We start from the raw sequence: 26,917 nt of genomic DNA, 5'->3' as shown, positions 1-26,917 counted from the left end.
CGTACGCTAGGCCGATCCCCGATCCGTTGTGAGGAAGTGCTGTGTCCACAAGCCTGTTCGCCCGTCTCGAGCCCCGGCTGTCGTCGGTCTCGAAGCCGATCCAGTACGTCGGTGGCGAGCTCAACTCGACGGTCAAGGAGTGGGACTGCGCACCGGAGGGGCAGACCGTCCGCTGGGCGCTGATGTACCCCGACGCCTACGAGGTCGGACTGCCCAACCAGGGCGTGCAGATCCTCTACGAGGTGCTGAACGAGCGCGACTGGATCGTGGCCGAGCGCACCTACTCGGTGTGGCCGGACATGGAGAAGGTCATGCGCGAGGGGGACGCGCAGGGGCCCATCCCGCAGTTCACCGTCGACGCCCACCGCGCCGTGCGCGACTTCGACGTCTTCGGCCTGAGCTTCTCCACCGAGCTCGGCTACACCAACATGCTCAACGCCCTCGACCTCGCCGGGATCCCGCTGCACGCCACCGAGCGCGGCGAGGACGACCCGGTCGTGCTCGCCGGCGGCCACGCGGCGTTCAACCCCGAGCCGGTCGCCGACTTCCTCGACGCCGCCGTGCTCGGTGACGGCGAGGAGGTCGTGCTCGCGATCTCGGAGGTCGTGCGCGAGTGGAAGGAGGACAAGCTCGGACCCGGCGGCTCCGCCGTGAACAGGGACGAGCTGCTCCGCCGCCTCGCGGTCACCGGCAACGTCTACGTGCCGAAGTTCTACGACGTGAAGTACGCCGAGGACGGCTCCATCGAGGCGGTCGTGCCCAACCGTCCCGGGATCCCGTTCCGGGTCCGCAAGCACACCCTGATGGACCTCGACGCGTGGCCCTACCCGGCCAAGCCGCTGGTGCCGCTCGCCGAGACCGTCCACGAGCGCTTCTCGGTGGAGATCTTCCGCGGCTGCACCCGCGGCTGCCGCTTCTGCCAGGCCGGCATGATCACGCGGCCGGTGCGCGAGCGCTCGATCGAGACCATCGGCGACATGGTCGAGAACGGCATCCGCAAGTCCGGCTTCGAGGAGGTCGGGCTGCTGTCGCTGTCCAGCGCCGACCACACCGAGATCGGCGAGGTGGCCAAGGGGCTGGCCGACCGCTACGAGGGCTCCAACGTCTCGCTGTCGCTGCCCTCGACCCGCGTCGACGCGTTCAACATCACGCTGGCCAACGAGTTCTCCCGCAACGGCCGGCGCTCGGGCCTGACGTTCGCCCCCGAGGGCGGGTCGGAGCGGATGCGCAAGGTGATCAACAAGATGGTCACCGAGGAGGACCTGATCCGCACCGTTGCCACGGCGTACTCCCACGGCTGGCGGCAGGTGAAGCTCTACTTCATGGTCGGCCTCCCGACCGAGACCGACGAGGACGTCCTGCAGATCGCGGAGCTGGCCAAGAAGGTCATCGCCAAGGGTCGCGAGGTCTCCGGCCGCAACGACATCCGGTGCACGGTCTCGATCGGTGGCTTCGTGCCCAAGCCGCACACGCCGTTCCAGTGGGCCGCGCAGCTCGACCACGAGACCACCGACCACCGGCTCAAGCAGCTGCGCGACACCGTGCGCGAGGACAAGCGCTTCGGCCGGGCGATCGGCTTCCGCTACCACGACGGCAAGCCCGGCATCATCGAGGGACTGCTCTCGCGCGGCGACCGGCGGGTCGGTGCGGTCATCGAGCAGGTGTGGCGCGACGGCGGCCGCTTCGACGGCTGGAGCGAGCACTTCTCCTACGACCGGTGGGTCGAGTCCGCGACCACGGCGCTCGACGGCAGTGGCGTCGACCTGGAGTGGTTCACCACCCGCGAGCGGGAGTACGACGAGGTCCTCCCCTGGGACCACCTCGACTCGGGGCTCGACAAGGACTGGCTGTGGGCCGACTGGGAGGACGCGATCGACCCCGACTCCGACGTCGAGGTCGAGGACTGCCGCTGGACGCCCTGCTACGACTGCGGCGTGTGCCCGGAGATGAACACCGAGATCCAGATCGGGCCCACGGGCCGGCAGCTGCTGCCGCTCAGCGTCGTCTGAGCGGCGTCAGGCCGGCTGACGCAGCTGGTCCTCGACGTACGTCGGGCGGGCGACGTACAGGCCGATCAGGATCTGCGGCACGCTCAGCGCGGCCAGCATGACCAGCGGCCAGGTCCAGCCGCCGGTGGCGTCGTGGACGAGGCCCACGCCGAACGGGCCGACCGCCGCAAGCAGGTAGCCCATCGACTGGGTGAACCCGGAGAGTGCTGCCGTGCCCTGCGGCGTGCGCGAGCGCAGGCCGATCAGCACCAGCACGATCGGGAAGGTCACCGCTCCGACGCCCACGAGCAGCGCCCAAAGGATGGCGAGGTCGTGGGGCGACACCATCAGGCCGATGTAGCCGATCGGGTAGCACGACATCACCGCGAGCAGGATCCAGCGCTGGTCCTCCCGGCGGGCGACCGCGGCGGGGGCCCACAGCGACAGCGGGATGGAGACCGCGGCCACGAGCCCGAGCAGTGCGCCCGCCTGCGCGGCTGTGTAGCCGTTGTCGCGCCAGAGCTGGGCGAACCAGCCGAAGACCGCGTAGGCCTGCAGTGACTGGAGGCCGAAGAAGAACGCCATCGCGACACCGATCCGGGTCCGGGCGACGTCCCCGAACCGGACGGAGCGGGGCGACGTCTCCAGGGCACGGTCGTGGGCGACCAGGCCCAGCCACGGAATCGCCGCGACCAGGGCCACGACCGCCCAGGCGCCCAAGCCCGAGCGCCACCCGGCGTACGTGTCGGAGATCGGGACGGTCAGCACGAGCGCGCAGGTGAGGCCGACGGCGAGCGCGGTGGTGTAGATCGCGGTCACCTGGCCGACCCGGTCGGGGAAGTGCAGCTTGACCAGGGACGGCAGCAGCACGTTGGCCATCGCCATGCCGCCCAGCGCCAGCATCGAGAGCAGCAGGAAGACCGGCTCGCTGTGGGTCAGCGCGCGGCCGAGCAGGCCGGCGGCGACCGTGAGCAGCGCCACCAGGGTCACCCGGTGCACCCCCGCGACCCGGGCCGCGGCCGGGGCCAGCGCTCCGAAGCAGGCGAAGGCGAGGACCGGCAGCGAGGTGAGCAGGCCGGCCGCGGTGCCGGACATCCCCAGGCCGTCGCGGACCTCGGCCAGGACCGGTCCGACGCTGACCGCGGCGGGGCGCAGGTTGAGCGCGAGCAGGACCATGCCCAGGAGGATCAGCACCGAGGCGCGGCGAGAGGGGGTCACTGCACGCATGTTCCCAGTCGGGCGGGACCGGACGCGCAGCGGGTCGATGCGCCGAACCGGCTGCGTCGTCGGTGCCCTGCGGCAGGATGGCCGCATGCGGCACCTCTCGGACGTCGAACGACGCGCCCGGCTCGCACGGCGGCACGCGGTGGCCCCGGGCCTGCGCGCCCCTGACGCCGTGGCGGCCACGCGCGCGATGACGGTCCTGCACGCCACCGAGCCGGCGACCGTCTACCTGTCGCTGTTCGCGAGGGTCGACGAGCTGACCCACGCCGAGGTGGACCGGGTGCTCTACGACGAGCGTGAGCTCGTCAAGCAGCTGGCCATGCGCCGGACCCTCTTCGTCTTCCCGCGCGACCTGCTGCCCGCGGCCTGGGGGAGCGCCTCGGCCCGGGTGGCGACCCAGCTGCGCGCGCGTCTGGTCAAGGAGGTGGAGGCCGGCGGCATCGCAACCGACGGCTCGGCCTGGCTCGACGCGGCGAGGGGCGCCGTCCTCGCGCGGCTCGCCGAGGACGGCGAGCTGTCGGCGCAGGACCTGCGCGATCAGGTGCCGGAGCTCGCGGGTCGCCTCGACATGGCGGTCGGGAAGTCCTACGGCGCCAACGTGCCCATCGCGCCCCGGGTGCTGACGCAGCTGGCCGTCGAGACCGAGATCGTCCGCGGCCGCAACGCCGGCCACTGGCGCACCTCGCGACCGCTGTGGACGCTGATGCGCGGCTGGCTGGGGGAGGAGCCGGCGCCGCTCAAGTCGGACGAGGGCTACGCCGAGCTGGTCGCCCGCTGGCTGGCGACCTTCGGCCCGGGCACGGCCGCCGACATCCAGTGGTGGCTCGGCGGCACCGCCGGCGCGGTCAAGCAGGCCCTGGCTGCCGTGGGCGCCGTCCAGGTCGCGCTCGACGGGGACGGCGTCGGCTGGGTGCTGCCCGACGACCTCGAGCCCGACGGTGGCGCCGAGCCCTGGGCAGCGCTGCTGCCCGTGCTGGACCCGACCGTCATGGGCTGGAAGGACCGCTCCTTCTACCTCGGCCCGCACGGCGAGGCGCTCTTCGACCGCAACGGCAACGCCGGCAGCACCGCCTGGTGGGACGGCCGGATCGTGGGCTGCTGGGTCCAGGACCCCGACGGCGTGGTGCACGTCGACCTGCTCGAGGAGGTCGACGCCGCCGGCCGCGCCGCCCTCGACCACGAAGCGGCGCGCCTGACTGCCTGGCTCGACGGCACCCGGGTGAGCACCGTCTACTCCTCGCCGGCGATGAAGCGCGCGTTCGCCGCCGTCTCCGGTGGTTGATTGCTGACGCGAGCTCTCACCGATGGTTGAGGTGCGAGCGTCAGCGAGCCTCGAAACCCCCGCAGCCGAGGCAGGGCGTTGCTCCCTTCGGCCTGCGGGTTGGTGGGTGGTTGCGGTGCTAGGCAGCTACGCGGGGGACGCCCGCCGGGGTTGCGGCCGCCTCCCGGGCTGCGGGCCGCGACACGGCTTTGGTCACCAGGCCCTGGGGATCGAACATGTGATCGATTCGTTATTCACGACGGTGGATAACCGCAGGTCAGCGACCCCTGACTGTCGGTGGCCTCTGGTTGAGTTGGGTCATGGAGCAGCCCACCGGTACGCCGACCACCCCCGCCGGGGTGCTCGCTGCCGCGAACACGCTGGTGGCTGATCTGGACGAGACGATGTGGGTCGCGAAGTCCTCGGAGGAGCTGGTCGAGGCGGTGGTGGTGGCCGAGAGGCTCCGCGCCCACCTCGCCGCCCTCGAAGCCTCGGTGGTGGCCGAGGTGCACGCCCGTGGGGTCGCCAAGGGTGAGTTGGCGTGGGGGTCGACCGCGGAGTGGTTCACCCACCTGGCCGGCACCCACCGCGGCACCGGCCACCAGACCGTCCGCCAGGCCGAGGTGCTCGTGCACGAGCGGTCGCGACCCACGCCCATGACGCCGGGCGGGTCTCACCCGAGCAGGCCGCGGTGATCGTCGACGCGGTCGACACTCCCCACCGAGCCAGTGCGGACGGGGAGGCGTTCCTCCTCGATGCCGCGACCCGCCTGAACGCGACCGACCTGGCCAAGGCCGCGAGGCACCTGGTCGAGGTCGCCGACCCCGACGCCGACGAACGCAGACCGAGGGAGCTGGACCGGCAGGACCGGGCCGCCCACCACGGTCGGTTCCTGGCGATCGTCGAGGACGGGGCCGGCGGCATCCGGCTCCGCGGCCGGGCACCGTGAGGACGCCGCGGCGATCAAGGCCGCCCTCCTGCCGTTGACCAAGCCCAGCCCTCGGTCGACCCGGTCACGGGTGCGGAGAACGTGGACCCGCGGGACCACGGCGCCCGGCTCTGGGACGCGCTGGTCGAGACCTGCCGGCACGCCCTGACCACCGACCTGCCACCCGACTGCCACGGCGCACGGCCCCGGATCGCGGTCACCACCTCGGAGGCCTGCGGCAGAAGATCGACTGGGCCACCCTCGGCACCACCGGACCCGCGGTCACCGACGACGGGCTGGAGCTCACCCCCGCGACCATCCGGCGGATGGCCTGCGACGCCGACCTCATCCCCGTTGTGCTGGCACCCAGGGCGAGGTGTTGGACGTCGGCCGCACCAACCGGCTGGTCACCCCCGTGATCTGGCGGGCCCTGGTCTGCCGCGACCGGCACTGCGCCTTCCCCGGCTGCACCCGCCCGCCGGTGATGGGCCACGCCACCACATCGTCCACTGGGCCGACCACGGAGAAACCAGCCTCAGAACCTGGTGCTGCTCTGCGGCACCACCACCGCACCATCCACCACACCCCCTGGCAGGTCCGGCTCAACCCCACCGACGGAAAGCCCGAGTTCCTCCCCCCCAGCGACCCGGAGCACCACCACCCACCTGGATCCGAAGCAGGTGTCGGCGGGAGTGAGGTGGCGTCGACCGGCGTGCCGGGCGGCGCGGGGAGGCCGGAGGCGCGCGGATAGCCTTTCGGGGTGCGTCAACAGCCCGAGCAGCAGGCCCCACCCGTCCAACGACTGCGTGTCCGGTACGCCAAGCGAGGACGGCTGCGCTTCACCAGCCACCGCGACTTCAGCCGCGCCTTCGAGCGGGCGGTCTTCCGCGCCCGCATCCCCATGGCCTACTCCTCGGGCTTCAACCCCCACCCGCGCATCTCCTACGCCGGCGCGGCGCCGACCGGGTCGGCGAGCGAGGCGGAGTACCTCGAGATAGGGCTGGCAGAGGTGGTCTCGCCGGAGCTGGTGCGCGACGCTCTCGAGGAGGCACTGCCCGACGGTCTCGACATCCTCGAGGTGGTGGAGTCGCCGGGTGGCTCTCTCGCCGAACGGCTCGAGGCGAGCCGCTGGAGCCTCGAGGTGACGACCCCGGTCGAGCAGGTGGAGGCCGCGGTGGCGAGCTTCCTGGCGGCGGACTCGGTGGTCGTCGAGCGGATGACCAAGAAGGGGCTCCGGGAGTTCGACTGCCGGGCGGCGGTCGTGTCGCTCACTTTTGCGCCGCACGAGCGGGGGGCGCGGCTCGACCTGGTCCTGCGGCACGCGGTGCCGGCGGTCCGGCCCGACGACGTGCTGACCGGTCTCGCCGCCGTGTCCGACATGGACGCGGGGGAGTCCCCACTGCTGACGCGACTCGCGCAGGGACCGCTCGACCCGGCGACCGGCGGCATCGGCGACCCGCTGCGTGGTTCGGCATAGGACCCTTTCGGGTGGCGTGTGCGATACTCGCCGTGGTTGACGACGGATGGCTTGCTGTTCACGAGTTGACCCGACGACGTTCTCGCCGTCCCCCGTGCGGGGTCGGCACAGTGGGTGTACGTCCTCGCCAGACCGCGACGCGGCAGGTGGGTCGGTGACAGCGATCCACGACAGTCCTGGGACTGTGCCCGGCGACCGCGGCAGGTGTTGGAGCCGGCCGCCCAGTGACGCACCGCGGAGGGTGTCGCCGCCACCGAAGGCTTAGCGCCGTCGACCCTGAACTCGCGGGTCCGCGGCGTCCGACACGCCCGGCGCGAGCGCCGGGTCGAGGAGCAGTACATGCCCGACGACCTCTACCCCGCAGGGACCACCGCACACGGTGACGAACAGGCGACCGAGACCGGCGCCCCCCAGAGCGAGACCCCGAGCACCACCGGCGACAGCGTCGCCGACCAGGCTGCCGCGCCTGCGAAGAAGACCGCGGCGAAGAAGACCACCGCCAAGCGAGCCCCGGCGAAGAAGGCGGCCGCGAAGAAGACCACGGCCAAGAAGGTCGCGGTCGTGTCCCTCGAGGACGAGCCGCTCCCGGGCGCCGAGGAGGCGGGCCCCGCGCCGGCGAAGAAGGCGGCCGCGAAGAAGACCACGGCCAAGAAGACGGCGGCCAAGAAGACCACCGCCAAGAAGACGGCGGCCAAGAAGACCGCAGCCCCTGTCGAAGACCCTGCGGCCCCGGTCGCGGCCGACGAGGAGCTCGACGAGACGACGGTCGACCCTGCCGCTGCCGCTGCCGCTGCCGCTGCCGCAGCCGACGCCGCCAAGCCGACGACCGAGCCGGCCGCGGAGACCGCCGCCCCGATGCTGCTCTTCAAGGCCCCCGAGGCGACCAAGACGCCTGCCAAGCGCACCCGCAAGGCACCTGCCGCCAAGGCGCGTCCCGAGGCCGCCCAGCAGGCCGACAAGCAGGCCGACGAGGCAGTCGAGGCCGAGGTCGCGACGGCTCAGCCCGAGACCGGCGAGGAGCAGGCGGCCGAGAGCACGCCCGCTCCGGACAAGCCGGAGAGGCAGACCCGCACCCGCAACCGCCGCAGCGCCAAGCCCGAGGCCCAGGAGCTGGCCGAGGCGGACGAGAGTGCCGACGTCGAGGGTGCCGAGACCGAGAACGTCGAGGTCGGCGAGGCTGCCGAGACCACCGACCAGTCCGCAGCCTCGACGACGGGTGAGTCCGCCGACGGCGAGGAGACCGAGGGTGGCGGCCGCCGCCGTCGCCGCCGCGGGGGCCGACGTCGCCGCAAGTCCGGCGACGGCGAGTCCAACGGCAACCAGGACAGCTCCGCCGGCGACTCGGACGAGGACGAGACGTCCACCGAGGCCGAGGGCGACCAGGACGAGAACGGTGGCGAGGGCGGCTCCTCGCGCCGCCGCCGGCGCCGCCGTCGTTCCGGCGACGACTCCGGTGACGGTGGCGACGACCCGCAGAACACCGTCACCCGGGTACGCAAGCAGCGCTCCGCGGAGGACGAGATCACCGCGGTCGCCGGCTCGACGCGACTCGAGGCCAAGAAGCAGCGCCGCCGTGAGGGCCGCGAGGCCGGGCGCCGTCGCGCGCCGATCGTGAGCGAGGCGGAGTTCCTCGCCCGCCGCGAGTCGGTCGACCGCGTCATGGTGATCCGCCAGCGCGACGAGCTGACCCAGATCGGCGTCCTCGAGGACAAGGTCCTCGTCGAGCACTACGTCGCCCGCGAGTCGCAGACGTCGCTGATCGGCAACGTCTACCTCGGCCGCGTGCAGAACGTCCTGCCCTCCATGGAGGCCGCGTTCATCGACATCGGCAAGGGTCGCAACGCGGTGCTCTACGCCGGTGAGGTCAACTGGTCCGCGCTGGGCCACCGCGACGGACAGCCCCGCAAGATCGAGTCCGTGCTGACCTCCGGCCAGCCCGTGCTGGTCCAGGTCACCAAGGACCCGATCGGCCACAAGGGCGCGCGCCTGACCAGCCAGATCAGCCTGGCCGGCCGCTTCCTGGTCTACGTGCCCGACGGCACCACCAGCGGCATCTCCCGCAAGCTGCCGGACACCGAGCGCAACCGCCTCAAGACCCTGCTCAAGGAGATCGTCCCCGACAGCGCCGGCGTCATCGTGCGCACCGCCGCCGAGGGCGCCAGCGAGGACGAGCTCACCCGCGACGTCGAGCGCCTCAAGGCCCGCTGGGAGGACATCGAGCGCAAGACCAAGGGCAGCGCCCCGCAGCTGCTGTACGGCGAGCCCGACCTCACCCTCAAGGTCGTCCGCGACCTGTTCACCGAGGACTTCAGCAAGCTCGTCATCCAGGGTCAGGACGCTTGGGACACCGTCCAGGGGTACGTCAAGCACGTCGCGCCCGACCTCGAGCAGCGTCTCGAGCGCTACGACCCCGACGGCAGCGGCAAGGACGTGTTCGCGACGTACCGCATCGACGAGCAGATCGCCAAGGGGCTCGACCGCAAGGTCTGGCTGCCCTCCGGCGGCTCACTGATCATCGACCGCACCGAGGCGATGACGGTCGTCGACGTCAACACCGGCAAGTTCACCGGGTCCGGCGGCAACCTCGAGGAGACCGTCACCAAGAACAACCTGGAGGCGGCCGAGGAGATCGTGCGCCAGCTCCGGCTGCGCGACATCGGCGGCATCATCGTCGTCGACTTCATCGACATGGTCCTGGAGTCCAACCGCGACCTGGTGCTCCGCCGCCTCGTCGAGTGCCTGGGTCGCGACCGCACCCGCCACCAGGTCGCCGAGGTGACCTCGCTCGGACTGGTCCAGATGACCCGCAAGCGGATCGGCACCGGCCTGGTCGAGTCCTTCAGCGAGAACTGCGAGCACTGCCAGGGCCGCGGCGTCGTCATCAAGGACGCCCCGGTCGAGCCCAAGAGGCCAGAGGACGAGGCGCGTCGCGGCGGCCGTCGCACCCGCGGTGGACGCGGTCGTGGCGACGGCGACTCCGGGCACCAGCACGACGCCGGCGACGGTCATGCCGCCAAGTCGGCGCCGTCGCCGAAGGACATCGCAGCGGTCGCCAAGCCGGAGAACGCCGACAAGGTAGTCACCGAGGACCAGCAGGTCGAGAAGCAGTCGGCCGAGCCGAAGGCTCCGGCCGAGCAGGCACCGGTCGAGACGCCTCCGTCCGCGCAGCCGGCCGAGGTGTCCACCCCTGCGGAGCAGCCGGCTGCCGCCGAGGCAACGCAGCCCGAGCCCGTCGAGCCGGCCGCCCCCAAGGTGGTCACTCGCACCCGACGCCGGTCCGCGAGCCGACCGGCCGGACAGCCCGAGCACCAGGCCGTCCCGCAGCCCGTGGTCGTCGAGACGCCCGCCGCGGCGGTCGAGACGGCGCCGGTCGCACCGGTGGCGCCCGTCGAGCCGCCCAAGGTCGTGACCCGCACCCGCGGACGCAGTGCCAGCCGGCCCGCCGGCCCGCCCTCGGGTGCCGCGGCCGACGAGGGCGAGGTGCCCGCGATGGCCTCGGCCCCGGCGATCCCGAGCGGGAGCTCCGGCAGCGTCGGCGAGCCCCCGGCCCACGGTGTGGTCGAGCCCGGGACCGCGGTCGCGGAGACCGGGGCCCACACCGACGCGGAGCCGTCGGAGGACAGCCACCCGGTCGAGCACGTCCCGATCAAGAAGAAGGGTTCGCGCAAGCGCTGAGGCGCCCGCCACCCCTGCCGGACCCCGGGCCCGGTCACCGTTTTGCGGTGACCGGGCCCGATCCGTACTATTGACCCTCGGTGCGCTTGTGCGTGCCTCTCTCTGTGTGGCAGTCCCGCGCGACGCTCGATCCAGAACAGTCCGAGGATCGTTCTTGTGCGCTCGACAGCCCCAGACCATGACGTAAGCGAGAGATCGACGAAGGAGACCGCGGTGTACGCGATCGTGCGCGCAGGCGCCAAGCAGCAGAAGGTTGCCGTGGGCGACGTCATCGAGATCGACAAGGTGACGACCGAGGTGGGCCAGACGCTGACCCTTCCCGTCGTCCTCGCCGTCGATGGCGAGACCATCACCTCCGACTCGAAGGCGCTCGACAAGGCCTCCGTGACCGTCGAGGTGCTCGGTGCCACCAAGGGCCCGAAGATCATCATCCAGAAGTACAAGAACAAGACCGGGTACAAGAAGCGCCAGGGTCACCGTCAGAAGTACACCCAGGTCAAGGTCACCGACATCTCCCTCTGAGCGCAGCACGGCTCCGAGACACCTAAGGACTCGAAATGGCACACAAGAAGGGCGCGGCGTCGACCAAGAACGGTCGCGACTCCAACGCGCAGCGGCTCGGCGTCAAGCGGTACGGCGGCCAGACGGTCAACGCGGGCGAGATCATCGTGCGCCAGCGCGGCACCCACTTCCACCCGGGCAGCGGCGTCGGCCGTGGCGGTGACGACACCCTGTTCGCGCTCGTCGCGGGCGCCGTCGAGTTCGGCACCCGCCGGGGTCGTCGTGTCGTCAACATCCTCCCGGGTGAGTGACCAGACGCTCACCTGAGGCTTTCATCGAAGGGCGTCCCACTTCGCGGGGCGCCCTTCGTCATTTTTCGGCAAACAGCTTGATCGGCGGTTGACCATGGCAGTGCCCACCTTCGTGGACCGGGTGACGTTGCACGTCAGCGCCGGTCGGGGCGGCAACGGTGTCGCCTCGGTGCACCGCGAGAAGTTCAAGCCGCTCGGCGGGCCCGACGGCGGCAACGGCGGCCCGGGCGGGTCGGTGATCCTCCGGGTCGACCCCGACGTCACCACCCTCATCGACTACCACCACAGCCCGAAGCGACGCGGTGAGCACGGCGGCCACGGTGCCGGAGGCCACCGCAACGGTGCCCACGGTGCCGACCTGGTGCTGCCGGTCCCGGACGGGACCCTGATCACCGACCAGGACGGCAACGTCCTCGCCGACATGGTCGGCCCGGGCACCGAGCTGGTCGTGGCCCAGGGCGGCCGGGGCGGCCTCGGCAACGCGGCGCTGGCCTCGTCCAAGCGCAAGGCTCCCGGCTTCGCGCTGCTCGGCGAGCCCGGGGACGAGCTCGACATCGTCCTCGAGCTCAAGGTCGTCGCCGACATCGGCCTGGTGGGCTTCCCGAGCGCCGGCAAGTCCAGCCTGATCGCCGCGATCTCGCGAGCCCGCCCCAAGATCGCCGACTACCCGTTCACCACCCTGGTGCCCAACCTCGGGGTGGTGACCGCGGGCGACACGACGTTCACCGTCGCCGACGTGCCCGGGCTGATCGAGGGCGCCAGCGACGGCCGCGGCCTCGGACACGACTTCCTGCGCCACATCGAGCGCTGCGCGGCGCTGGTCCACGTGATCGACACCGCCACCCTGGAGCCCGGCCGCAACCCGGTCGGGGACCTCGACGTCATCGAGAACGAGCTGGCTCGCTACGGCGGCCTCGAGGACCGGCCCCGGCTGGTCGCGCTCAACAAGATCGACGTGCCCGACGGCCGTGACATCTCGGACTTCGTCGTCGACGAGCTGCGCGAGCGCGGGCTGCGGGTCTTCCCCGTGTCCGCCGCGTCGGGGGAGGGCATGCGCGAGCTGACCTTCGCGATGGCCGAGATCGTGGCGCGGGCCCGCGCCGAGAAGCCGGTCGTGGAGGCCAAGCGCATCGTGCTGCGGCCGCCGTCGGCGGACGGCTCGGACTCCTTCACCGTGACCGAGACCGCCGAGGGGTGGCGGGTGCGCGGCGAGAAGCCCGAGCGCTGGGTGCGCCAGACCGACTTCAGCAACGACGAGGCCGTCGGCTTCCTCGCCGACCGGCTCAACCGGCTCGGGGTCGAGACCCGCCTCGTGCAGCTCGGTGCGGAGGAGGGCGACACGGTCCTCATCGGGCACCCCGACAACTCGGTGGTCTTCGACTTCAAGCCCGGCATCGACGCCGGCGTGGAGATGCTCGGCCGCCGCGGCGAGGACCAGCGCTTCGACGAGTCCCGCGCTGCAGCCCGCCGCCGCCGCGCCATCGACGAGGCCATGGACGACCGGGCCGAGGGCGAGACCCGGGCCGACGTGGCCCGGCGCTTCGACAAGCCCGAGAAGTACGGACCCACGTCGTACGAGATCGGCACCCACGACGACCCGGACTGGGCCGAGGACGACCCCGGGGTGAACGGCCAGGGATGAGCGGTCTCGAGGGCCCGACCAGCGGCGGGCCGAGGTGACCGCGGCCCGGCGCGTCGTGGTCAAGATCGGCTCCTCGTCGCTCACCACCGCCGCCGGCGGCATCGACCCCGCCCGGGTCAGCAGGCTCGTCGACGTCGTCGCCGGCGTGCGCGCCCGCGGCGCCGAGGTGGTGCTGGTGTCGTCGGGTGCGATCGCCGCCGGGCTCGCGCCGCTGGGCCTGGGCCCGCCGGCCGCGTGGACTCGCGGCGCAGCAGGCCGCGGCCTCCGTGGGACAGGGCCTGCTGGTGCACCGCTACACCGAGGAGCTCGCCCGGCACGACCTGATCGCGGGTCAGGTGCTGCTCACCCTCGACGACGTGACCCGGCGCTCGCACTACCGCAACGCCTACCAGACCTTCGCCAAGCTGCTGGACCTCGGCGTGCTGCCGATCGTGAACGAGAACGACACGGTCGCGACCACCGAGATCCGCTTCGGCGACAACGACCGGCTGGCCGCGCTGGTCGCCCACTCGTCCACGCCGACCTGCTGGTGCTGCTCTCCGACGTGGACGGCCTGTACGACGCGGACCCGTCGGCGCCCGGGAGCAGCCTGGTCTCCGACGTCCTCGACGAGGGCGACCTGACGCCGTGAGCATCGGCACGGCGGGTGCTGCCGGTGTCGGCACCGGCGGGATGCAGACCAAGGTCGAGGCGGCCCGGATCGCCACGGGTGCGGGGATCCCGGTGGTCCTGACGGCGGCCGACCGCGCCGCCGACGCCCTCGAGGGCCGCCCGGTCGGCACCCTCTTCCACGCCACCGGCCGCCGACGCCCGACCCGGCTGCTGTGGCTGGCCCACGCCACCGAGCCCAAGGGCTGCCTGTACCTCGACCCCGGGGCCGTCCGCGCCGTCGTCGAACGGCGGGCCTCGCTGCTGGCGGCCGGGGTCACCGGCGCCACCGGCACCTTCGTCGCCGGCGACCCGGTCGACCTGTGCGGACCCGACGGCACCGCAGTGGCCCGGGGGCTGGTCAACTTCGACGCCGAGGAGGTCCCGCACCTGGTCGGCCGGTCCTCCCACGAGCTCAAGCGCGAGCTGGGCTCGGGCTACGAGCGCGAGGTGGTCCACCGCGACGACCTGGTCCTGCTGTGAGCGCACGCGAACCGCTGCCACGGAGCGCGGAGGAGATCGCCGAGGACGAGGCGTTCTTCCGTCGGTACGGCGCCTGGGCGCCGCTCGACCCGGCCGCACTGCGGGAGTTCATGGCGGGCTTCCCGCGGCCCTGGTGGATCGTGGGCGGCTGGTCGATCGAGGCCTTCACCGGAGCACCTCGCGAGCACGAGGACGTCGATCTCTCGATCCTCGCCTGCGACGTGCCGGCGTTCCGCGAGCACGTCGGGGACCGGTGGCACCTGTGGAGCAACCACGGGGGCACGCTGCGGCCGCTCGACGACCGGTTCCCCGAGCCCCTCAGCGTGGAGAGCCAGATCTGGGTGCGCGCCAGCGCCCACGACCCGTGGGTGATCGACCTGCCGATCACCCCCGACTGCGACGGCCTGTGGACCAACAAGCGGATGCCTGGCCAAGTGGCACCGCTCGAGCAGGTCACCTGGGTCGCCGGTGACGGGATCCGTTACCTGAACCCCGAGATCACCCTCCTCTACAAGGCCGCCCTGCAGCGGCCCAAGGACGACCGCGACCTCGACCGGACCTGGCCGCTCCTCGCGCCGACCGCCCGCACCTGGCTGCGCGAGACGGTGCACGAGCTGTACCCCGACCACGCCTGGCTGGAGCGGATGGCCTGAGGAACCGTTCGACGGTTCGCTCCGTCCGACCCTTGTGCACCGGAAGGACCAGCAGGAGGACTCCATGAACGCACGCCTCGCCGGACTGCCCGCCACGCTCCTCGTGGCCACGGTGCTGCTCGTCGGCTGCGGTGGGTCGGACGGCCCGGTGGCCAAGGACCCGGCGCCGACGAGCGGGTCGGCCGGAAGCCGCCTGCCGCCGCACTGGCCGAGCACGGGGTGCGACACCCGGTCGACCTCGCAGATCGACTACGCCATGGACGCCCGCGGGTCCCGCACCCGGGAGGAGGCGCTCGCGAGGTACGTCCCCGACGGCGCCTCGGTGGTCCGGGAGACCAAGCGAGCCCACCGCGAGGCCCGGTGGCTGGTCGTGGACCAGGACAACGTGATCATCCGGGCGGTCGCGGTGTTCGACGGCGGCAACGGCTGGCTGGTCAGCAGTGTCGAGGAGTGCAGCGGCTGACCGACCGCGGTTGGGCCGCGCAGCCGGATGCGCCGTACTCTGGTCGGTGCGATGACCACCCGGACCGCCTACCTCGACCATGCCGCCACCACGCCGATGCGCGCGGAGGCCGTCGAGGCCATGACGGCCCACCTTCTCGACGTGGGCAACCCCAGCTCGCTGCACGCCTCCGGCCGCAAGGCCCGGCGGGTGGTCGAGGAGTCCCGCGAGACGATCGCGCAGGCGATGGGCTGCCGGCCCGGCGAGGTGGTGTTCACCTCCGGCGGGACCGAGGCCGACAACCTGGCCCTCAAGGGCATCTTCTGGGCTCGTCGCGCCGGTGACCCCCGGCGCCGTCGCATCCTCTCCACCGCGGTCGAGCACCACGCCGTCCTCGACGCGCTGCACTGGCTCGGCGAGCGCGAGGGCGCCGAGGTCGAGCTGCTGCCGGTGGACCAGCAGTGCCGGCTCGACGTCGAGGCGCTGCGCGCCAGCGTGGAGCGCGACCCCGGCTCGGTCGCCCTGATCTCGGTGATGTGGGCCAACAACGAGGTCGGCACCATCCAGCCCATCGACGAGGTCGTCGCGATCGCCGCCGCCCACGGCATCCCCGTGCACACCGACGCCGTCCAGGCGGTCGGCGCGGTCCCGGTGGACTTCGCCGCGTCCGGCGTCGACGCCCTGACGCTGACCGGGCACAAGGTCGGGGGCCCCTACGGCGTCGGCGCACTCGTCGTACGCCGCGAGGTCGACGTCACCGCCCTGGTGCACGGCGGCGGCCAGGAGCGCGACATCCGCAGCGGCACCATCGACACCCCCGCGATCGCCGGCTTCGCCGCTGCCGTGGAGCTGTCGGTCAAGCAGCAGGCCGACCACGCCGTACGGGTGGGCGCGCTGCGCGACGACCTGGTCGCCCGGGTGATCGGGGCCGTCCCCGACGCCCACCTGCACGGGGCGCCGCTCGACCCGACCGGTGTGCACCGGCTCCCCGGCAACGCCCACCTCGGCTTCCCCGACTGCGAGGGCGACAGCCTGCTGATGCTGCTCGACGCCCGCGGCATCGAGTGCTCCACGGGCTCGGCGTGCTCCGCGGGCGTGCCCCAGCCCTCCCACGTCCTGCTCGCCATGGGCTGCAGCGACGAGGCCGCGCGGCACTCGCTGCGGTTCTCCCTCGGGCACACCTCCACCCAGGCCGACGTCGATGCCCTGGTCGAGGCGATCGCGCCGGTCGTCGAGCGGGCGCGGGCCTCGCGCAGGTGAGCCGCGCATGAAGGTCCTCGCCGCCATGTCCGGGGGCGTCGACTCGGCCGTCGCCGCCGCGCGCGCCGCCGAGGCCGGCCACGACGTCACCGGGATCCACCTCGCCCTGTCGCGCAACCCCGCGTCGTACCGCTCCGGCGCCCGCGGCTGCTGCACGATCGAGGACAGCAACGACGCCCGCCGTGCCGCCGACGTCATCGGCATCCCGTTCTACGTCTGGGACCTGTCCGAGCGCTTCCACGAGGACGTGGTCGAGGACTTCATGGACGAGTACGCCGCCGGGCGGACCCCCAACCCGTGCCTGCGCTGCAACGAGAAGATCAAGTTCGCCGCCGTCCTCGACCGGGCGCTCGGGCTGGGCTTCGACGCCGTCGCGACCGGGCACTACGCCCAGCTGCGCACCGGTGACGACGGCCTCATCGAGATGCACCGGGCCGTCGACCACGGCAAGGACCAGTCCTACGTGCTGGGGGTGCTCGACCAGCAGCAGCTCGCCCACTCGCTCTTCCCCCTCGGTGACTCGACGAAGACAGCCGTGCGCGCCGAGGCGGCCGAGCGCGGCCTGCTGGTGGCCGACAAGCCCGACAGCCACGACATCTGCTTCGTGGCCGACGGCGACAACGCCGGCTGGCTGCGCGAGAAGCTGGGCGAGCGAGCCCCGAACCACGGGGGCGACATCGTCGACGAGTCCTCGGGCGAGGTGCTCGGCCGCCACGACGGCACCTACGCCTACACGATCGGCCAGCGCAAGGGGCTGCGGATCGGTCGGCCGGCGCCCGACGGGAAGCCCCGCTTCGTGCTCGACATCGAGCCGGTCACCGGCACCGTCACCGTCGGCTCGCGGGAGCGGCTGGCCGTCGACCGTCTCGAGGGCATCCGGCCGCGCTGGTGCGGCACCGTCCCCTCGCGTCTCGACGGCACGGTCCAGCTGCGTGCGCACGGCGAGGAGCACCGGGCCGTCGTGACCGCCGACGGCGAGGACGTCCGGATCGAGCTGCTCGACCCGGCGTACGGCATCGCGCCCGGCCAGGCCGCCGTGATCTACGAGGGCACCCGCGTGGTCGGATCGGCCACGATCTCCGCGACCCAGCGGGTCGACGCGGACGCGGGGCAGCGGTGAGTCAGCCACCCTTTGCGCGGGTGGAACGGTGGCAGGCTCACCGCTCCCCGCGGATCAACCACCGGAGCGGTGCGTCAGCCACCGTCTCCGCAACCAAGACGGTGGCCAGCTCACCGCTCGAACGGGAGCAGGTCACCGCATGAGCATCGCCACCGGCGTCGGGTCGATGCCCGGCGCGGACCAGCACGCCTACGACGAGGCGGTGCGCCTGGTCCTCGGGGAGCTGCCGGACCTGCCCCACCTGCCCGAGGTGCCGGGTCGGGGCGCGACCGCGTCGATGACCGGTCGGGCGCTGGCGACCGTCAGCGAGCTCGGGGCCGACCTCCAACCCGCCGGGTGGCGGCTCACCGGTTCCGACGGTTCCGGCCTGGACCACCGACGCGCGCGCAGCCTGCTCGGCCAGGACCTCGACGGGCTCGAGGAGCAGGCCGAGGGCTGGACCGGCGCCTTCAAGATCCAGGTCGCCGGACCGTGGACGCTGGCGTCGACGGTCGAGAAGCCTCGCGGTGACCGGGTCCTCAGCGACATCGGGGCCCGTCGCGAGCTCGCCCAAGGCCTCGCCGAAGGCCTCCGGGACCACGTGCGCGACGTACGCCGAAGGCTCCCCGGCGTCGAACGGCTGGTCGTCCAGGTCGACGAGCCGGCCCTGGCCGCCGTGCTGGCCGGTCGGGTGCCGACCGCATCCGGCTTCCACCGGCACCGCAGCGTCGACCTGCCGGACGCCTCGGCCGCCCTGGAGTGGGTGCTGGCCGCCATCGCCGAGGAGGGCGCCGAGCCCTGGGTCCACACCTGCGCGGCAGGCGCGCCCCTGGGCCTGCTCCGCGGTGCCGGCGCCCGCGGGCTGTCCGTTGACCTCGGCCAGCTGTCCGCCGCGGACCACGACACCCTCGCCGAGGCCCTCGAGGCGGGGGAGACCGTGGCCCTCGGTGTCGTCGCAACCAGCGCTCCGGCGGCCGTGCCGACCCCGGGGCAGGTCGCCGAGTCGGTGTCGCGGTGGCTGGACATGCTCGGTCTCGACCCGGCGACGGTCGGGCCGCGCCTGGTGCTCACGCCGACCTGCGGGCTCGCGGGAGCCTCCGACGCCTGGGCGCGCCGGGCCCTCGGCCTCGTGCGCGGCGCGGCGAGCGACCTCACCGGCTGACAGGCATCGGCCCGCGGTGTCGGCGCATCCCTCGGCACACCCGGGGTACGCACGACGCAGACCGACACCTGCGAGAGGAGCGAGCATGAGTGACCTGACCGGCAAGAAGGTGGCCATCATCGCCACCGACCACTTCGAGGAGGCCGAGCTCGTCGAGCCGCGCGACGCCCTGGCCGCGGCCGGCGCCGACGTGAGGATCTACTCCACCGGCACCGACCCGATCCAGGCCGTGAAGGGCGACACCGAGCCGACGCAGAAGGTCGACGTCGACGGCAGCTTCGACGACCTGGACATCGCCTCGGTCGACGCCGTGGTGGTCCCGGGTGGCACCGTCAACGCCGACACCATCCGCACCGACGCGAAGGCCCAGGCGATCGTGCGCGGCATCACCGAGGCAGGCAAGCCGCTCGCGGTGATCTGCCACGCGCCGTGGCTGCTCGTCTCGGCCGGCCTCGTCAAGGGCAAGCGACTCACCAGCTACGCCAGCCTCGCCGACGACGTCCGCAACGCGGGCGGCGACTGGGTGGACGAGGAGGTCGTCGTCGACGGCAACCTCATCACCAGCCGCAACCCCGGCGACCTCCCGGCCTTCGTCAAGGCCCTGGAGGACGCGCTGTCCTGAGCACGGGCACGGACGCCACGAGGGCCCGGTCACCGTTGCGGTGACCGGGCCCTCGTCGTACGACGGGACGGCGTCAGCCGACGTGGACCGGGGCCTCGGGGCCGTCGGTGGCCAGCTCCTGGTGCTTGACGTCGAGGAAGACCCAGACGATCAGCGAGGCGAGCAGGATCATGGCCGAGCCGGTGAGGAACGCGTGGGTCGCGCCCTCGGTGAACGTCGCCTGGAACCCGGCGGCCTGCAGGAAGGTCAGCTGGGTGCCTGGGACGTGCATCGACGGATCGATGCCGGCGCCCTGGGCAGCCTGCGCGAGCGCGGGGCCGACCTGGTCGGCGCGGGCGTTGGTGAAGTGCAGCGACACCGTGCTCAGCGTGGCCAGCCCGAGCGCACCGCCGACCTGCTGCATCGTGTTGAGCACCCCGGAGCCGATGCCGGAGTCCTCGGCCCGCACGTGGTGCACGGCGGTGAGGGTCAGCGGCACGAAGGTCAGGCCCATGCCCACCGACATCATCACGATGAACGGCAGGATCGAGGTCCAGTAGTTCACGTCCGCTCCGGCGGTGGCGCCGCCGGCGATCGCGTGGACCACGGACGTCGGGGAGTCGTCGATCGTGAGCCGCGAGAAGCCGAGCAGGGCACCCGAGGCGAGCAGGGTGCCGACCCCGGCGATGTAGCGAGGGTCGATCCGGCTGACCAGGTTGGAGGAGATGGCGGCGCCGACCACGATGCCGACCGAGAACGGCAGGAACGCGAAGCCGGTGCGCAGCGGGCTGTAGCCCACGAGCTGCTGGATGAAGAGGCTGAGGAAGAAGAACATCGCGAACATCGCCGCCGGGACCAGCATCATCACGACGAAGCTGGCGGCGCGGGTGCGGTTCTTCAGGATCCGGATCGGCAGCAGCGGGTGCGCGACGCGGGACTCGATCCAGGCGAACAGCCCCAGCAGGGCGAAGCCGCCGACCAGCGAGGCGATCGTCCAGGGGTCGCCCCAGCCGTACGCCGCCTTCCCGGCCTGGGTCAGGCCGAAGACGATGCCCAGCAGGCCCAGGGTGCCGGTGAGGGCGCCGGGGATGTCGAGCTCGCCGTGGTGGGACTCCGACTCCGCCAGGAGCCGCGGGGCGATGAACGCGGTGGCCAGGCCGATCGGCACGTTGATCAGGAAGGTCAGGCGCCAGCCGCTGAAGTCCATGCCGGCGACGCCGTTCAGGCCGGTCAGCCAGCCGCCGAGGATCAGGCCGACGGCCGCACCGGCGCCGGACATCGCGGCGTACACCGCGAAGGCGCGGTTGCGCTGCGGGCCGGCGGGGAAGGTCGTGGTTATCAGCGCCAGCGCGGCGGGGGAGGCCAGGGCCGCGCCGAGGCCCTGCAGGCCACGCGCACCCAGCAGGAGCGTCTCGTTCTGGGCGAGGCCGCCGAGGAGCGAGGCGATCGCGAAGATGGTCAGGCCGGTCATGAAGATCCGGCGGCGGCCGTACAGGTCGCCGAGGCGTCCGCCGAGCAGCAGCAGGCCACCGAAGGCCAGGCGTAGCCGGTGACGATCCAGGACAGGTTCGCCTGCGAGATCTGCAGGTCCTGGCCGATGTAGGGAAGTGCGATGTTGGCGATGGTCGCGTCGAGCACGACCATGAGCTGGGCGATCGAGATGAGCACGAGGGCCCATCCGAGGTGGGCGTGCTGCCCCGGGGCGCGTGCCTCCGTCTGCTGCTTGAGGTCAGCCATGAGCAAGTCCTTCGGGATCGGGGTTGAACGGTCGGTGGTGGCCGGTGGCGGCCGGGAGGATGATCTGGTCGATGACCTTGGTGATGAGCTCCTCGTCGGGCAGCTCACCCATGACGTACATGCGGTGCAGGACGATGCCTGCGAGTGCGGGGGCGAAGAGGTCGATGTCGACGCCCGGGCAGAGCTCGCCGCGGTCCCGGGCGCGCTCGAAGATGGCGTGGGACAGGGCGGCCTTGGGGCCGACGACCTCGCGCCGGAAGGCCGCCGCGAAGTCCTGGTCCCGGTGGATCGCGGTGATGACGCTGGCGAAGGTGGCCACGGACTGCTCGTCGGTCAGGCCGCCCATGCCGCAGAACGACGCGATGAGGTCGCCTCGCAGGCTGCCGGTGTCGGGCATCTCCGGGGTGCTCTTCGCGGAGAGCAGGGCGTCGATGACCAGGCTGACCTTGCCGTTCCAGCGCCGGTAGAGCGTGGCCTTCGACGCCTTGGCGCGGGTGGCGACCGCGTCCATGGTGAGCCGGTCGTAGCCGACGTCCCCGAGCACCTCGAGGGTGGCGTCGAGGATCTCCTGCTCGCGATCGCCCTCGACCCGGGGTCGGCTGACCGCGGCGTCGGTGGCGTGGCCGGGCGTCATGGGTCTCCCTGTCCTGGTGCAGCTCTGCATCGATGAAACGAAACGGTTTCGTTTCATCGAACAGGGTAGGTGTCGGGGCGATTCCCGGTCAGGCGAATTGTTCGACGTGGTCTGGACCACACCCCCGCCGCGGGGTTGTCGACGCTCAGGTCAGCTGGGCGAGCGAGGACTCCGCGGCGAGCTCGTTCCACGCCGAGACCCGCTTGAGCATGTAGTGCCCGACCGGCCCCATGTCCCGCAGCTGGGCGTCGGCGGCGACGTCACGGGCGCGCTGCACGAACTCCTCGGTGGCGCGGTACGACGTGATGTGGTCGCGCCGTCCGTGCGCAGCCACCAGCCGCTTGCCGGCCAGCCCGGCGACGGGCTCGTCCCGGGGGAACCACGGGGCCAGGCCGACGACCCCGACCACCGCGTCGTCGTCGGCGACGTGCACCGCGGTCCGCGCGCCCATGGAGTGGCCGAGCAGCACGACCGGCACCCGGCCGAGGTCGCGGCGTACCTCGGCCAGAGCCCAGCGGGCGTCCTCGACCGGGCCGGTTCCGCCGTTCCAGCCACGCTCGCGGTAGCGCAACAGCCAGGTGCCGACCCCGGCGGCGTGGGCGTGAGGAGTGATGCTGCGCTGCATCGCGGCCGACCGGAGCCAGGAGGCGCTCCGTCCGTCGACCGGGGTCGTCGAGCGCTCCTTGCCACCGTGCAGCATCAGGATCACGGCGCGCGGGCCCGAGGGCGGGTCGTCGCGGGTGAGGGAGGGTCGGGTCACGGTCGTCTCCACGGCTGGCACGGTTGCGGGTTCGCAGCGGCCCCGGCGGTCGGATGGGTGTCGTCGCCGGGCAGCTGTCGGCGGCGTTCGGCAAGATAGTGCCGTGGACACGACCTCAGCCGACCCGACGCCGGCGACCGACCCCACTCCCGCGACCGACCCGACCCCGGCGACCGAGGGAGCGCTCGAGGAGCACCGTCGGGTGGCCGAGGAGGTCGAGGAGGCTCGCTGGCGCTACTACGTGCTCGACTCGCCGACGCTGTCCGACGCCGACTTCGACCGGCGGATGCGCCGGCTCGAGGAGCTCGAGGAGCAGTTCCCCGAGCTGCGCACGCCCGACTCGCCGACCCAGAAGGTCGGGGGAGCGGTCTCGACGGAGTTCACCGCGGTCGACCACCTGCAGCGGATGGAGAGCCTCGACAACGCCTTCTCCACCGAGGAGCTGGCTGCCTGGTACGCCCGGCTGGCCCGCGACGGGGTCGCCGAGCCGGCCTTGTTGTGTGAGCTCAAGGTGGACGGGCTGGCGATCAACCTGCTCTACGAGGACGGACGGCTGGTGCGGGCGCTGACCCGCGGTGACGGCCGCACCGGCGAGGACGTCACGCCCAACGTCAAGACGATCGACGCGATCCCGCACCGGCTGAAGGCCGCCGACGGGTTCCCGGTGCCCTCGCTGGTGGAGGTCCGCGGCGAGGTGTTCCTGCCGGTGCTGGCCTTCGAGCGGCTCAACGCCACGATGGCCGACGCGGGCAAGCCGATGTTCGCCAACCCGCGCAACGCTGCCGCCGGCTCGCTGCGGCAGAAGGACCCGCGGGTCACCGCGACCCGGGCGCTGGGCATGGTGTGCCACGGGATCGGCGCCCGGGAGGGCTTCGAGCCGGGCTCGCAGTCACGGGCCTACGACGCGCTCGCGGCCTGGGGCCTGCCGGTCTCCGACCGGGTGCGGGTGCTCACCAGCCTGGCCGAGGTCGAGGAGTTCATCGACCACTACGGCGAGCACCGTCACGACGTCGAGCACGAGATCGACGGTGTGGTGGTCAAGGTCGACGACGTGGCGCTGCAGCGACGTCTCGGCTCGACCAGCCGGGCGCCGCGGTGGGCCATCGCGTACAAGTACCCGCCCGAGGAGGTCAACGCCCGGCTCCTCGCGATCGAGGTCAACACCGGCCGCACCGGCCGGGTGACGCCGTTCGGCCGGATGGAGCCGACCCGGGTGGCCGGCTCGACGGGGAGATGGCGACGCTGCACAACGCCCACGAGGTCAAGCGCAAGGACGTGCGGCCCGGCGACACCGTCATCCTGCGCAAGGCCGGCGACGTGATCCCCGAGATCGTCGGGCCCGTGCTGCCGCTGCGGCCCGAGGGCCTCGCGGAGTGGGTGATGCCGACGGAGTGCCCGGCGTGCGGCACCCCGCTGGTGCAGCAGAAGGAGGGCGACAAGGACCTGCGCTGCCCCAACCACCAGAAGTGCCCCGCCCAGGTGCGCGAGCGCATCTTCCACGTGGCCGGACGCGGCGCCTTCGACATCGAGGGGCTGGGCTACGAGGCGGCGGTGGCGTTGCTCGAGGCCGGCGTGGTCACCGACGAGGGCGACGTGTTCGACCTCGACGAGGCGGCCCTGCTCGAGGCGCCCCTCTTCACCCGGGCCCCGAAGAAGGACGAGGGCGACGGTCCGGTGCTCTCCGCCAACGGACGGCGGCTGCTCGACAACCTCGGCGCGGCCCGCGAGGTCCCGCTGTGGCGGGTCCTCGTCGCCCTCTCCATCCGCCACGTCGGCCCCACGGCCGCGCGGGCGCTGGCCACGGAGTTCGGCTCGATGGAGGCGATCCGGGCCGCTTCCGAGGAGCAGCTCGCGGCTGCCGAGGGGGTGGGCCCGACGATCGCGGAGTCGGTGATCGAGTGGTTCACCGTCGACTGGCACCGCGCCATCGTCGACAAGTGGCAGCGCGCCGGGGTCTCGATGGCCGACGAGCGCGACGAGTCCACCCCGCGCACCCTCGAGGGCCTGACCATCGTGGTCACCGGCTCGCTGGCCGACTTCAGCCGCGACGGCGCCAAGGAGGCGATCATCACCCGCGGCGGCAAGGCGTCCTCGTCGGTCTCGAAGAAGACCGACTACGTCGTGGTCGGCGACAGCCCCGGCTCCAAGGCCGAGAAGGCCGAGCAGCTCGGCGTCCCGGTCCTCGACGAGGACGGCTTCAAGCAGCTGCTCGACGGCGGTCCGTCGGCGCTCTGAGGCGCCCGCGCGTCAGCCGGCGTCGGCGGCCAGGATCTGCTCCCGGAGGATGTCGCCGTGGCCGGCGTGGCGGGCCAGCTCCTCGAGCATGTGCGCGTAGATCCACCGCAGCGTCAGGGGGCCACGACGGTTGTGCACGGCGAGGTCGTCCAGCGTGTACGCCGCGGCGATCTCGTCGGCCTCGGTCCACGCCCGGCGGTAGCCGGCCAGCACCGACTCAATCGTGTCCTCGTCGGTGAGGACCCAGCTGTCCTCCGCGGCCTCCGGCAGGCCGAGCTCCGCCCGGGTCCGGCCGGCGAGCGAGACGTGGAACCACACCTTCTCCACGAAGGTCGCATGCTTGACCAGTGCCAGGAGTGTCGTCAGCGACGGCACCAGGCGGCGCCGGGCCTGCTCCTCGGTGACGCCGTCGAGGAGGGCCACGACCTCCAGCCGGTTGTCGTGGAGGAACGCCTCGAGCTGCTCGCGCTCGCTGCCGGTCAGGGTGTCTTCGCTGCGGTAGTCGTCCGTCACGAGGGCGGAGCCTATGCCGTGCTCAGCCGCCGGCCATCGGGTCCGTGTCGAACGCGCCGCGGGCAACCTCCAGACGGTCGCCGTCGAGCTCGCCTACGTTCTCGCAGGAGCCATCGGTCGGGTCGCAGACCTCGACGTGTGAGGCCTTCGCGCCGACCACGTGGCCGTCCGGGGTCCAGCCGTAGTCGCTGACGGAGCCAGCCAGCTCCAGGGGAGTGGCCTTCTCGCTGCCGGTGGCGTAGACGGTGACCGAGCCGTTGCCGCCGGTCATCACGAAGCGGCCGTCGGGAGACATCTGCCCCAGCTGTCCCCGTTCGACGGGAAGCTTCCCAGGAGATCACCGTCGGGCAGTCCGCGCAGGTGCCAGACGTCGGTCGGTTCCGTCTGGAGCGGGGCGCTCAGGTAGCCGCCGTGCCCGAACGACTGGGTGATGGTCATTCCGATCTCTTTGCCGGGGGCCTGGGAAGGCGTCCGGTCTCGCCGTTCGCCAGTCGACGGTCACCATCAGGTGGCCGCGGTCGTAGACGACCAAGTCGCCGGACATGCTCAGCTGAGGCGCCTGCTTGGCCTGCCACGGGGTGCCGACAGTCCGCTTCGCGCCGCTTGCGAGGTCGAGGGCAACGAGCTCCCAGGTGTCCGGCTCGGGTGGCCCGGGCGTACACGATCACCGAACTCCCCGGGTCGGACCCGATCTCACCGAGCTTCCCGAGCTGGCGCGTCGTCCCGTCGGGGGTCACGAGCATGATGGACGACCGGTCGTCGTCAGTCGCCAGGTCCACCACCCCGACCAGGGCGCCGACGGCGGTGTAGCCGATCGGGATGGCCAGTGGGCTCTTGCCGGACACCTTCACGGTGTGGTTGCCGACGTGGACCTGGTTGCCGAGGGCCCACGCGCCGTGCTGCTCGTAGCCGACCTGATCGGCCGGCGAGACGGCGTCGTCCCCGCCGGTCAGGGCCTGGGTCGCGACCGACGCGCCGACGGCGACGAGCACGACCGCGACGGCGCCGGCCAGTGCGGTCCGGGCGCGTCGCCGCTGCCGCAACCGACGCCCCTGCGTCATCGCCGTGTCGGCGGAGAGTGAGGGGGCGTCGAGGGTCGAGGCCGCGTCGTGGAGCAGGTTCGAGAGACGGTCAGTCATGGTGGGCTCCCTCGATGGTGGGCACGACGTCATCGCCGAGCAGCGTGCGCAGGCGGGCAAGGGCGTCGGAGGTCTGGCTCTTCACCGTGCCCTCGGAGCAGCCGAGGGCGTCGGCGACCTCGCGGACGCTGAGGTCGTCGTAGTAGCGCAGCACGACGACCGCGCGCTGGCGCGGTGGCAGGTGTCGCAACGCGTTCACGAGGCGCGGGCGGTTGCTGGGTGTCGGGCTCCGTGACGTGCTCGGGCACGGTCCTCGGCCGGGTGCTCCTTGCGCCACGACCGGCGTCGGAACCACGAGGCGGCGGTGTTGGCGAGCACGACCCGGGCGTAGACCGGGGCCGCCTCCCGGTCCCTGACCTTCCCCCACGACGCGTACGTCTTGGCCAGCGCGGTCTGGACGAGGTCCTCGGCCAGCTGGTGGTCGCCGAGCATCAGGTACGCCGTGCGGTACAGCCCCGGCCCGGCGGCATGGACGAGCTCGGTGAACTCGTCGTCCGTGAGTGGTGTCGCCATCGATCTTCCCCCTGTGGTCACCCGTAAAGAT

24 protein-coding genes and 3 pseudogenes are annotated in these 26,917 nt (G+C 72.4%); 17 read left to right on the top strand and 10 right to left on the bottom strand.

The features are described from left to right. The first annotated feature begins 41 nt into the window (after positions 1–41). Entirely contained in the window at positions 42–2,009 is a 1,968-nt protein-coding gene (locus H0S67_RS16345; protein WP_180933895.1) for a TIGR03960 family B12-binding radical SAM protein, read from the top strand. Between the two features lie 6 nt (positions 2,010–2,015). On the opposite strand, the gene H0S67_RS16340 is transcribed toward H0S67_RS16345, so the two are convergent. After that, complete coding sequence (locus tag H0S67_RS16340; RefSeq protein WP_246354809.1) at positions 2,016–3,206, bottom strand: MFS transporter; 1,191 nt, start codon at positions 3,204–3,206, stop codon at positions 2,016–2,018. Between the two features lie 94 nt (positions 3,207–3,300). On the opposite strand from H0S67_RS16340, the gene H0S67_RS16335 reads away from it, so the two are divergent. The 15 genes and pseudogenes from H0S67_RS16335 to H0S67_RS16270 all read left to right on the top strand — a co-directional run bounded on the left by H0S67_RS16335 (position 3,301) and on the right by H0S67_RS16270 (position 19,376). Continuing rightward, the gene (locus tag H0S67_RS16335; protein WP_180933893.1) at positions 3,301–4,494 is read left to right on the top strand and encodes a winged helix DNA-binding domain-containing protein; all 1,194 of its coding nucleotides are present in this window, start codon (positions 3,301–3,303) and stop codon (positions 4,492–4,494) included. Positions 4,495–4,793: 299 nt separating this feature from the next. Further along, positions 4,794–5,168: a hypothetical protein gene (locus H0S67_RS25665; RefSeq protein ID WP_246354808.1), complete on the top strand. Its 375-nt coding sequence runs from the start codon at positions 4,794–4,796 to the stop codon at positions 5,166–5,168. Further along, positions 5,165–5,422: a DUF222 domain-containing protein gene (locus H0S67_RS16330; protein ID WP_246354807.1), complete on the top strand. Its 258-nt coding sequence runs from the start codon at positions 5,165–5,167 to the stop codon at positions 5,420–5,422. The genes H0S67_RS25665 and H0S67_RS16330 overlap by 4 nt, the downstream gene beginning before the upstream one ends. Positions 5,423–6,161: 739 nt before the next feature. Continuing rightward, positions 6,162–6,878, top strand: coding sequence for a TIGR03936 family radical SAM-associated protein (locus H0S67_RS16325; RefSeq protein WP_180933891.1), 717 nt, complete (start codon positions 6,162–6,164; stop codon positions 6,876–6,878). A gap of 339 nt (positions 6,879–7,217) precedes the next feature. Then, positions 7,218–9,869, top strand: a pseudogene (locus tag H0S67_RS16320) (Rne/Rng family ribonuclease); the annotation flags it as partial. Between the two features lie 897 nt (positions 9,870–10,766). Further along, positions 10,767–11,075, top strand: a complete 309-nt coding sequence (gene rplU / locus H0S67_RS16315; protein ID WP_180933889.1) for a 50S ribosomal protein L21 — start codon at positions 10,767–10,769, stop codon at positions 11,073–11,075. Positions 11,076–11,110: 35 nt separating this feature from the next. Next, positions 11,111–11,365, top strand: a complete 255-nt coding sequence (gene rpmA, locus H0S67_RS16310; protein ID WP_180933888.1) for a 50S ribosomal protein L27 — start codon at positions 11,111–11,113, stop codon at positions 11,363–11,365. Positions 11,366–11,459: 94 nt separating this feature from the next. Further along, a complete protein-coding gene (gene obgE, locus H0S67_RS16305) occupies positions 11,460–13,007 on the top strand; it encodes a GTPase ObgE (protein ID WP_219635307.1) in 1,548 nt (515 codons plus the stop codon). A gap of 34 nt (positions 13,008–13,041) precedes the next feature. Further along, a pseudogene (gene proB / locus H0S67_RS16300) lies at positions 13,042–14,138 on the top strand (glutamate 5-kinase). Then, on the top strand, positions 14,135–14,791 hold the full coding sequence (locus tag H0S67_RS16295; RefSeq protein ID WP_219635306.1) for a nucleotidyltransferase domain-containing protein: 657 nt from the start codon (positions 14,135–14,137) through the stop codon (positions 14,789–14,791). Before proB ends, H0S67_RS16295 begins: the two are co-directional and overlap by 4 nt. Before the next feature lie 64 nt (positions 14,792–14,855). Continuing rightward, positions 14,856–15,254, top strand: a complete 399-nt coding sequence (locus H0S67_RS16290; protein ID WP_180933887.1) for a hypothetical protein — start codon at positions 14,856–14,858, stop codon at positions 15,252–15,254. 51 nt (positions 15,255–15,305) lie between these two features. Next, entirely contained in the window at positions 15,306–16,493 is a 1,188-nt protein-coding gene (locus H0S67_RS16285) for a cysteine desulfurase family protein (protein WP_180933886.1), read from the top strand. A 7-nt stretch (positions 16,494–16,500) separates the two neighbouring features. Then, positions 16,501–17,613, top strand: a complete 1,113-nt coding sequence (gene mnmA, locus H0S67_RS16280; protein WP_180933885.1) for a tRNA 2-thiouridine(34) synthase MnmA — start codon at positions 16,501–16,503, stop codon at positions 17,611–17,613. A gap of 139 nt (positions 17,614–17,752) precedes the next feature. Beyond that, entirely contained in the window at positions 17,753–18,754 is a 1,002-nt protein-coding gene (locus H0S67_RS16275) for a uroporphyrinogen decarboxylase/cobalamine-independent methonine synthase family protein (protein ID WP_180933884.1), read from the top strand. Positions 18,755–18,839: 85 nt separating this feature from the next. Further along, positions 18,840–19,376, top strand: coding sequence for a type 1 glutamine amidotransferase domain-containing protein (locus H0S67_RS16270; protein ID WP_180933883.1), 537 nt, complete (start codon positions 18,840–18,842; stop codon positions 19,374–19,376). 73 nt (positions 19,377–19,449) lie between these two features. Here the strand turns inward: H0S67_RS16270 and H0S67_RS16265 are convergent, their stop codons facing one another. The 4 genes from H0S67_RS16265 to H0S67_RS16255 form a co-directional block, all read right to left on the bottom strand. Beyond that, positions 19,450–20,832 carry an MFS transporter gene (locus H0S67_RS16265; RefSeq protein WP_246355395.1) on the bottom strand — a complete coding sequence of 461 codons (1,383 nt, stop codon included), beginning with the start codon at positions 20,830–20,832 and terminating at the stop codon, positions 19,450–19,452. Next, positions 20,823–21,092, bottom strand: coding sequence for a hypothetical protein (locus tag H0S67_RS25660; RefSeq protein WP_246355447.1), 270 nt, complete (start codon positions 21,090–21,092; stop codon positions 20,823–20,825). Before H0S67_RS25660 ends, H0S67_RS16265 begins: the two co-directional genes overlap by 10 nt. Further along, positions 21,085–21,726: a TetR/AcrR family transcriptional regulator gene (locus tag H0S67_RS16260; RefSeq protein ID WP_180933882.1), complete on the bottom strand. Its 642-nt coding sequence runs from the start codon at positions 21,724–21,726 to the stop codon at positions 21,085–21,087. The genes H0S67_RS25660 and H0S67_RS16260 overlap by 8 nt, the downstream gene beginning before the upstream one ends. 145 nt (positions 21,727–21,871) lie before the next feature. After that, the gene (locus H0S67_RS16255) at positions 21,872–22,486 is read right to left on the bottom strand and encodes an alpha/beta hydrolase (RefSeq protein ID WP_246354806.1); all 615 of its coding nucleotides are present in this window, start codon (positions 22,484–22,486) and stop codon (positions 21,872–21,874) included. Between the two features lie 202 nt (positions 22,487–22,688). On the opposite strand from H0S67_RS16255, the pseudogene ligA reads away from it, so the two are divergent. Further along, a pseudogene (gene ligA, locus H0S67_RS16250) lies at positions 22,689–24,721 on the top strand (NAD-dependent DNA ligase LigA). 12 nt (positions 24,722–24,733) lie between these two features. Here the strand turns inward: ligA and H0S67_RS16245 are convergent. The 5 genes from H0S67_RS16245 to H0S67_RS25650 form a co-directional block, all read right to left on the bottom strand. Then, positions 24,734–25,234 (bottom strand): DinB family protein, encoded by a 501-nt coding sequence (locus H0S67_RS16245; RefSeq protein WP_180933881.1) that lies wholly within the window; start codon positions 25,232–25,234, stop codon positions 24,734–24,736. Positions 25,235–25,256: 22 nt separating this feature from the next. Further along, complete coding sequence (locus H0S67_RS16240; protein WP_180933880.1) at positions 25,257–25,529, bottom strand: WD40 repeat domain-containing protein; 273 nt, start codon at positions 25,527–25,529, stop codon at positions 25,257–25,259. Between the two features lie 139 nt (positions 25,530–25,668). Beyond that, the gene (locus tag H0S67_RS16235) at positions 25,669–26,373 is read right to left on the bottom strand and encodes a hypothetical protein (protein WP_180933879.1); all 705 of its coding nucleotides are present in this window, start codon (positions 26,371–26,373) and stop codon (positions 25,669–25,671) included. Beyond that, on the bottom strand, positions 26,366–26,572 hold the full coding sequence (locus H0S67_RS25655; protein WP_246354805.1) for a sigma-70 family RNA polymerase sigma factor: 207 nt from the start codon (positions 26,570–26,572) through the stop codon (positions 26,366–26,368). The genes H0S67_RS16235 and H0S67_RS25655 overlap by 8 nt, the downstream gene beginning before the upstream one ends. Then, positions 26,569–26,886 carry a sigma factor gene (locus H0S67_RS25650; protein ID WP_246354804.1) on the bottom strand — a complete coding sequence of 106 codons (318 nt, stop codon included), beginning with the start codon at positions 26,884–26,886 and terminating at the stop codon, positions 26,569–26,571. Before H0S67_RS25650 ends, H0S67_RS25655 begins: the two co-directional genes overlap by 4 nt. Positions 26,887–26,917: the final 31 nt, after the last annotated feature.

Source organism: Nocardioides ungokensis, from assembly GCF_013466985.1.
Lineage (GTDB): Bacteria > Actinomycetota > Actinomycetes > Propionibacteriales > Nocardioidaceae > Nocardioides > Nocardioides ungokensis.
Note: the sequence above shows the minus strand (reverse complement) of the source record. Positions and strands in the feature narration are given on the sequence as shown.

Bases quoted from the DNA above. Each gene is read 5' to 3' on its own strand.
- rpmA (WP_180933888.1), top strand. From the start codon at position 11,111: ATGGCACACAAGAAGGGCGCGGCGTCGACCAAGAACGGTCGCGACTCC.
- H0S67_RS16240 (WP_180933880.1), bottom strand. From the start codon at position 25,529: ATGTCTCCCGACGGCCGCTTCGTGATGACCGGCGGCAACGGCTCGGTC.
- obgE (WP_219635307.1), top strand. From the start codon at position 11,460: ATGGCAGTGCCCACCTTCGTGGACCGGGTGACGTTGCACGTCAGCGCC.
- H0S67_RS16260 (WP_180933882.1), bottom strand. From the start codon at position 21,726: ATGACGCCCGGCCACGCCACCGACGCCGCGGTCAGCCGACCCCGGGTC.
- H0S67_RS16235 (WP_180933879.1), bottom strand. From the start codon at position 26,373: ATGACTGACCGTCTCTCGAACCTGCTCCACGACGCGGCCTCGACCCTC.
- H0S67_RS16270 (WP_180933883.1), top strand. From the start codon at position 18,840: ATGAGTGACCTGACCGGCAAGAAGGTGGCCATCATCGCCACCGACCAC.
- H0S67_RS25665 (WP_246354808.1), top strand. From the start codon at position 4,794: ATGGAGCAGCCCACCGGTACGCCGACCACCCCCGCCGGGGTGCTCGCT.
- mnmA (WP_180933885.1), top strand. From the start codon at position 16,501: ATGAAGGTCCTCGCCGCCATGTCCGGGGGCGTCGACTCGGCCGTCGCC.
- H0S67_RS16290 (WP_180933887.1), top strand. From the start codon at position 14,856: ATGAACGCACGCCTCGCCGGACTGCCCGCCACGCTCCTCGTGGCCACG.
- H0S67_RS25650 (WP_246354804.1), bottom strand. From the start codon at position 26,886: ATGGCGACACCACTCACGGACGACGAGTTCACCGAGCTCGTCCATGCC.
- H0S67_RS16335 (WP_180933893.1), top strand. From the start codon at position 3,301: ATGCGGCACCTCTCGGACGTCGAACGACGCGCCCGGCTCGCACGGCGG.
- H0S67_RS25660 (WP_246355447.1), bottom strand. From the start codon at position 21,092: ATGGCTGACCTCAAGCAGCAGACGGAGGCACGCGCCCCGGGGCAGCAC.
- H0S67_RS16275 (WP_180933884.1), top strand. From the start codon at position 17,753: ATGAGCATCGCCACCGGCGTCGGGTCGATGCCCGGCGCGGACCAGCAC.
- H0S67_RS16285 (WP_180933886.1), top strand. From the start codon at position 15,306: ATGACCACCCGGACCGCCTACCTCGACCATGCCGCCACCACGCCGATG.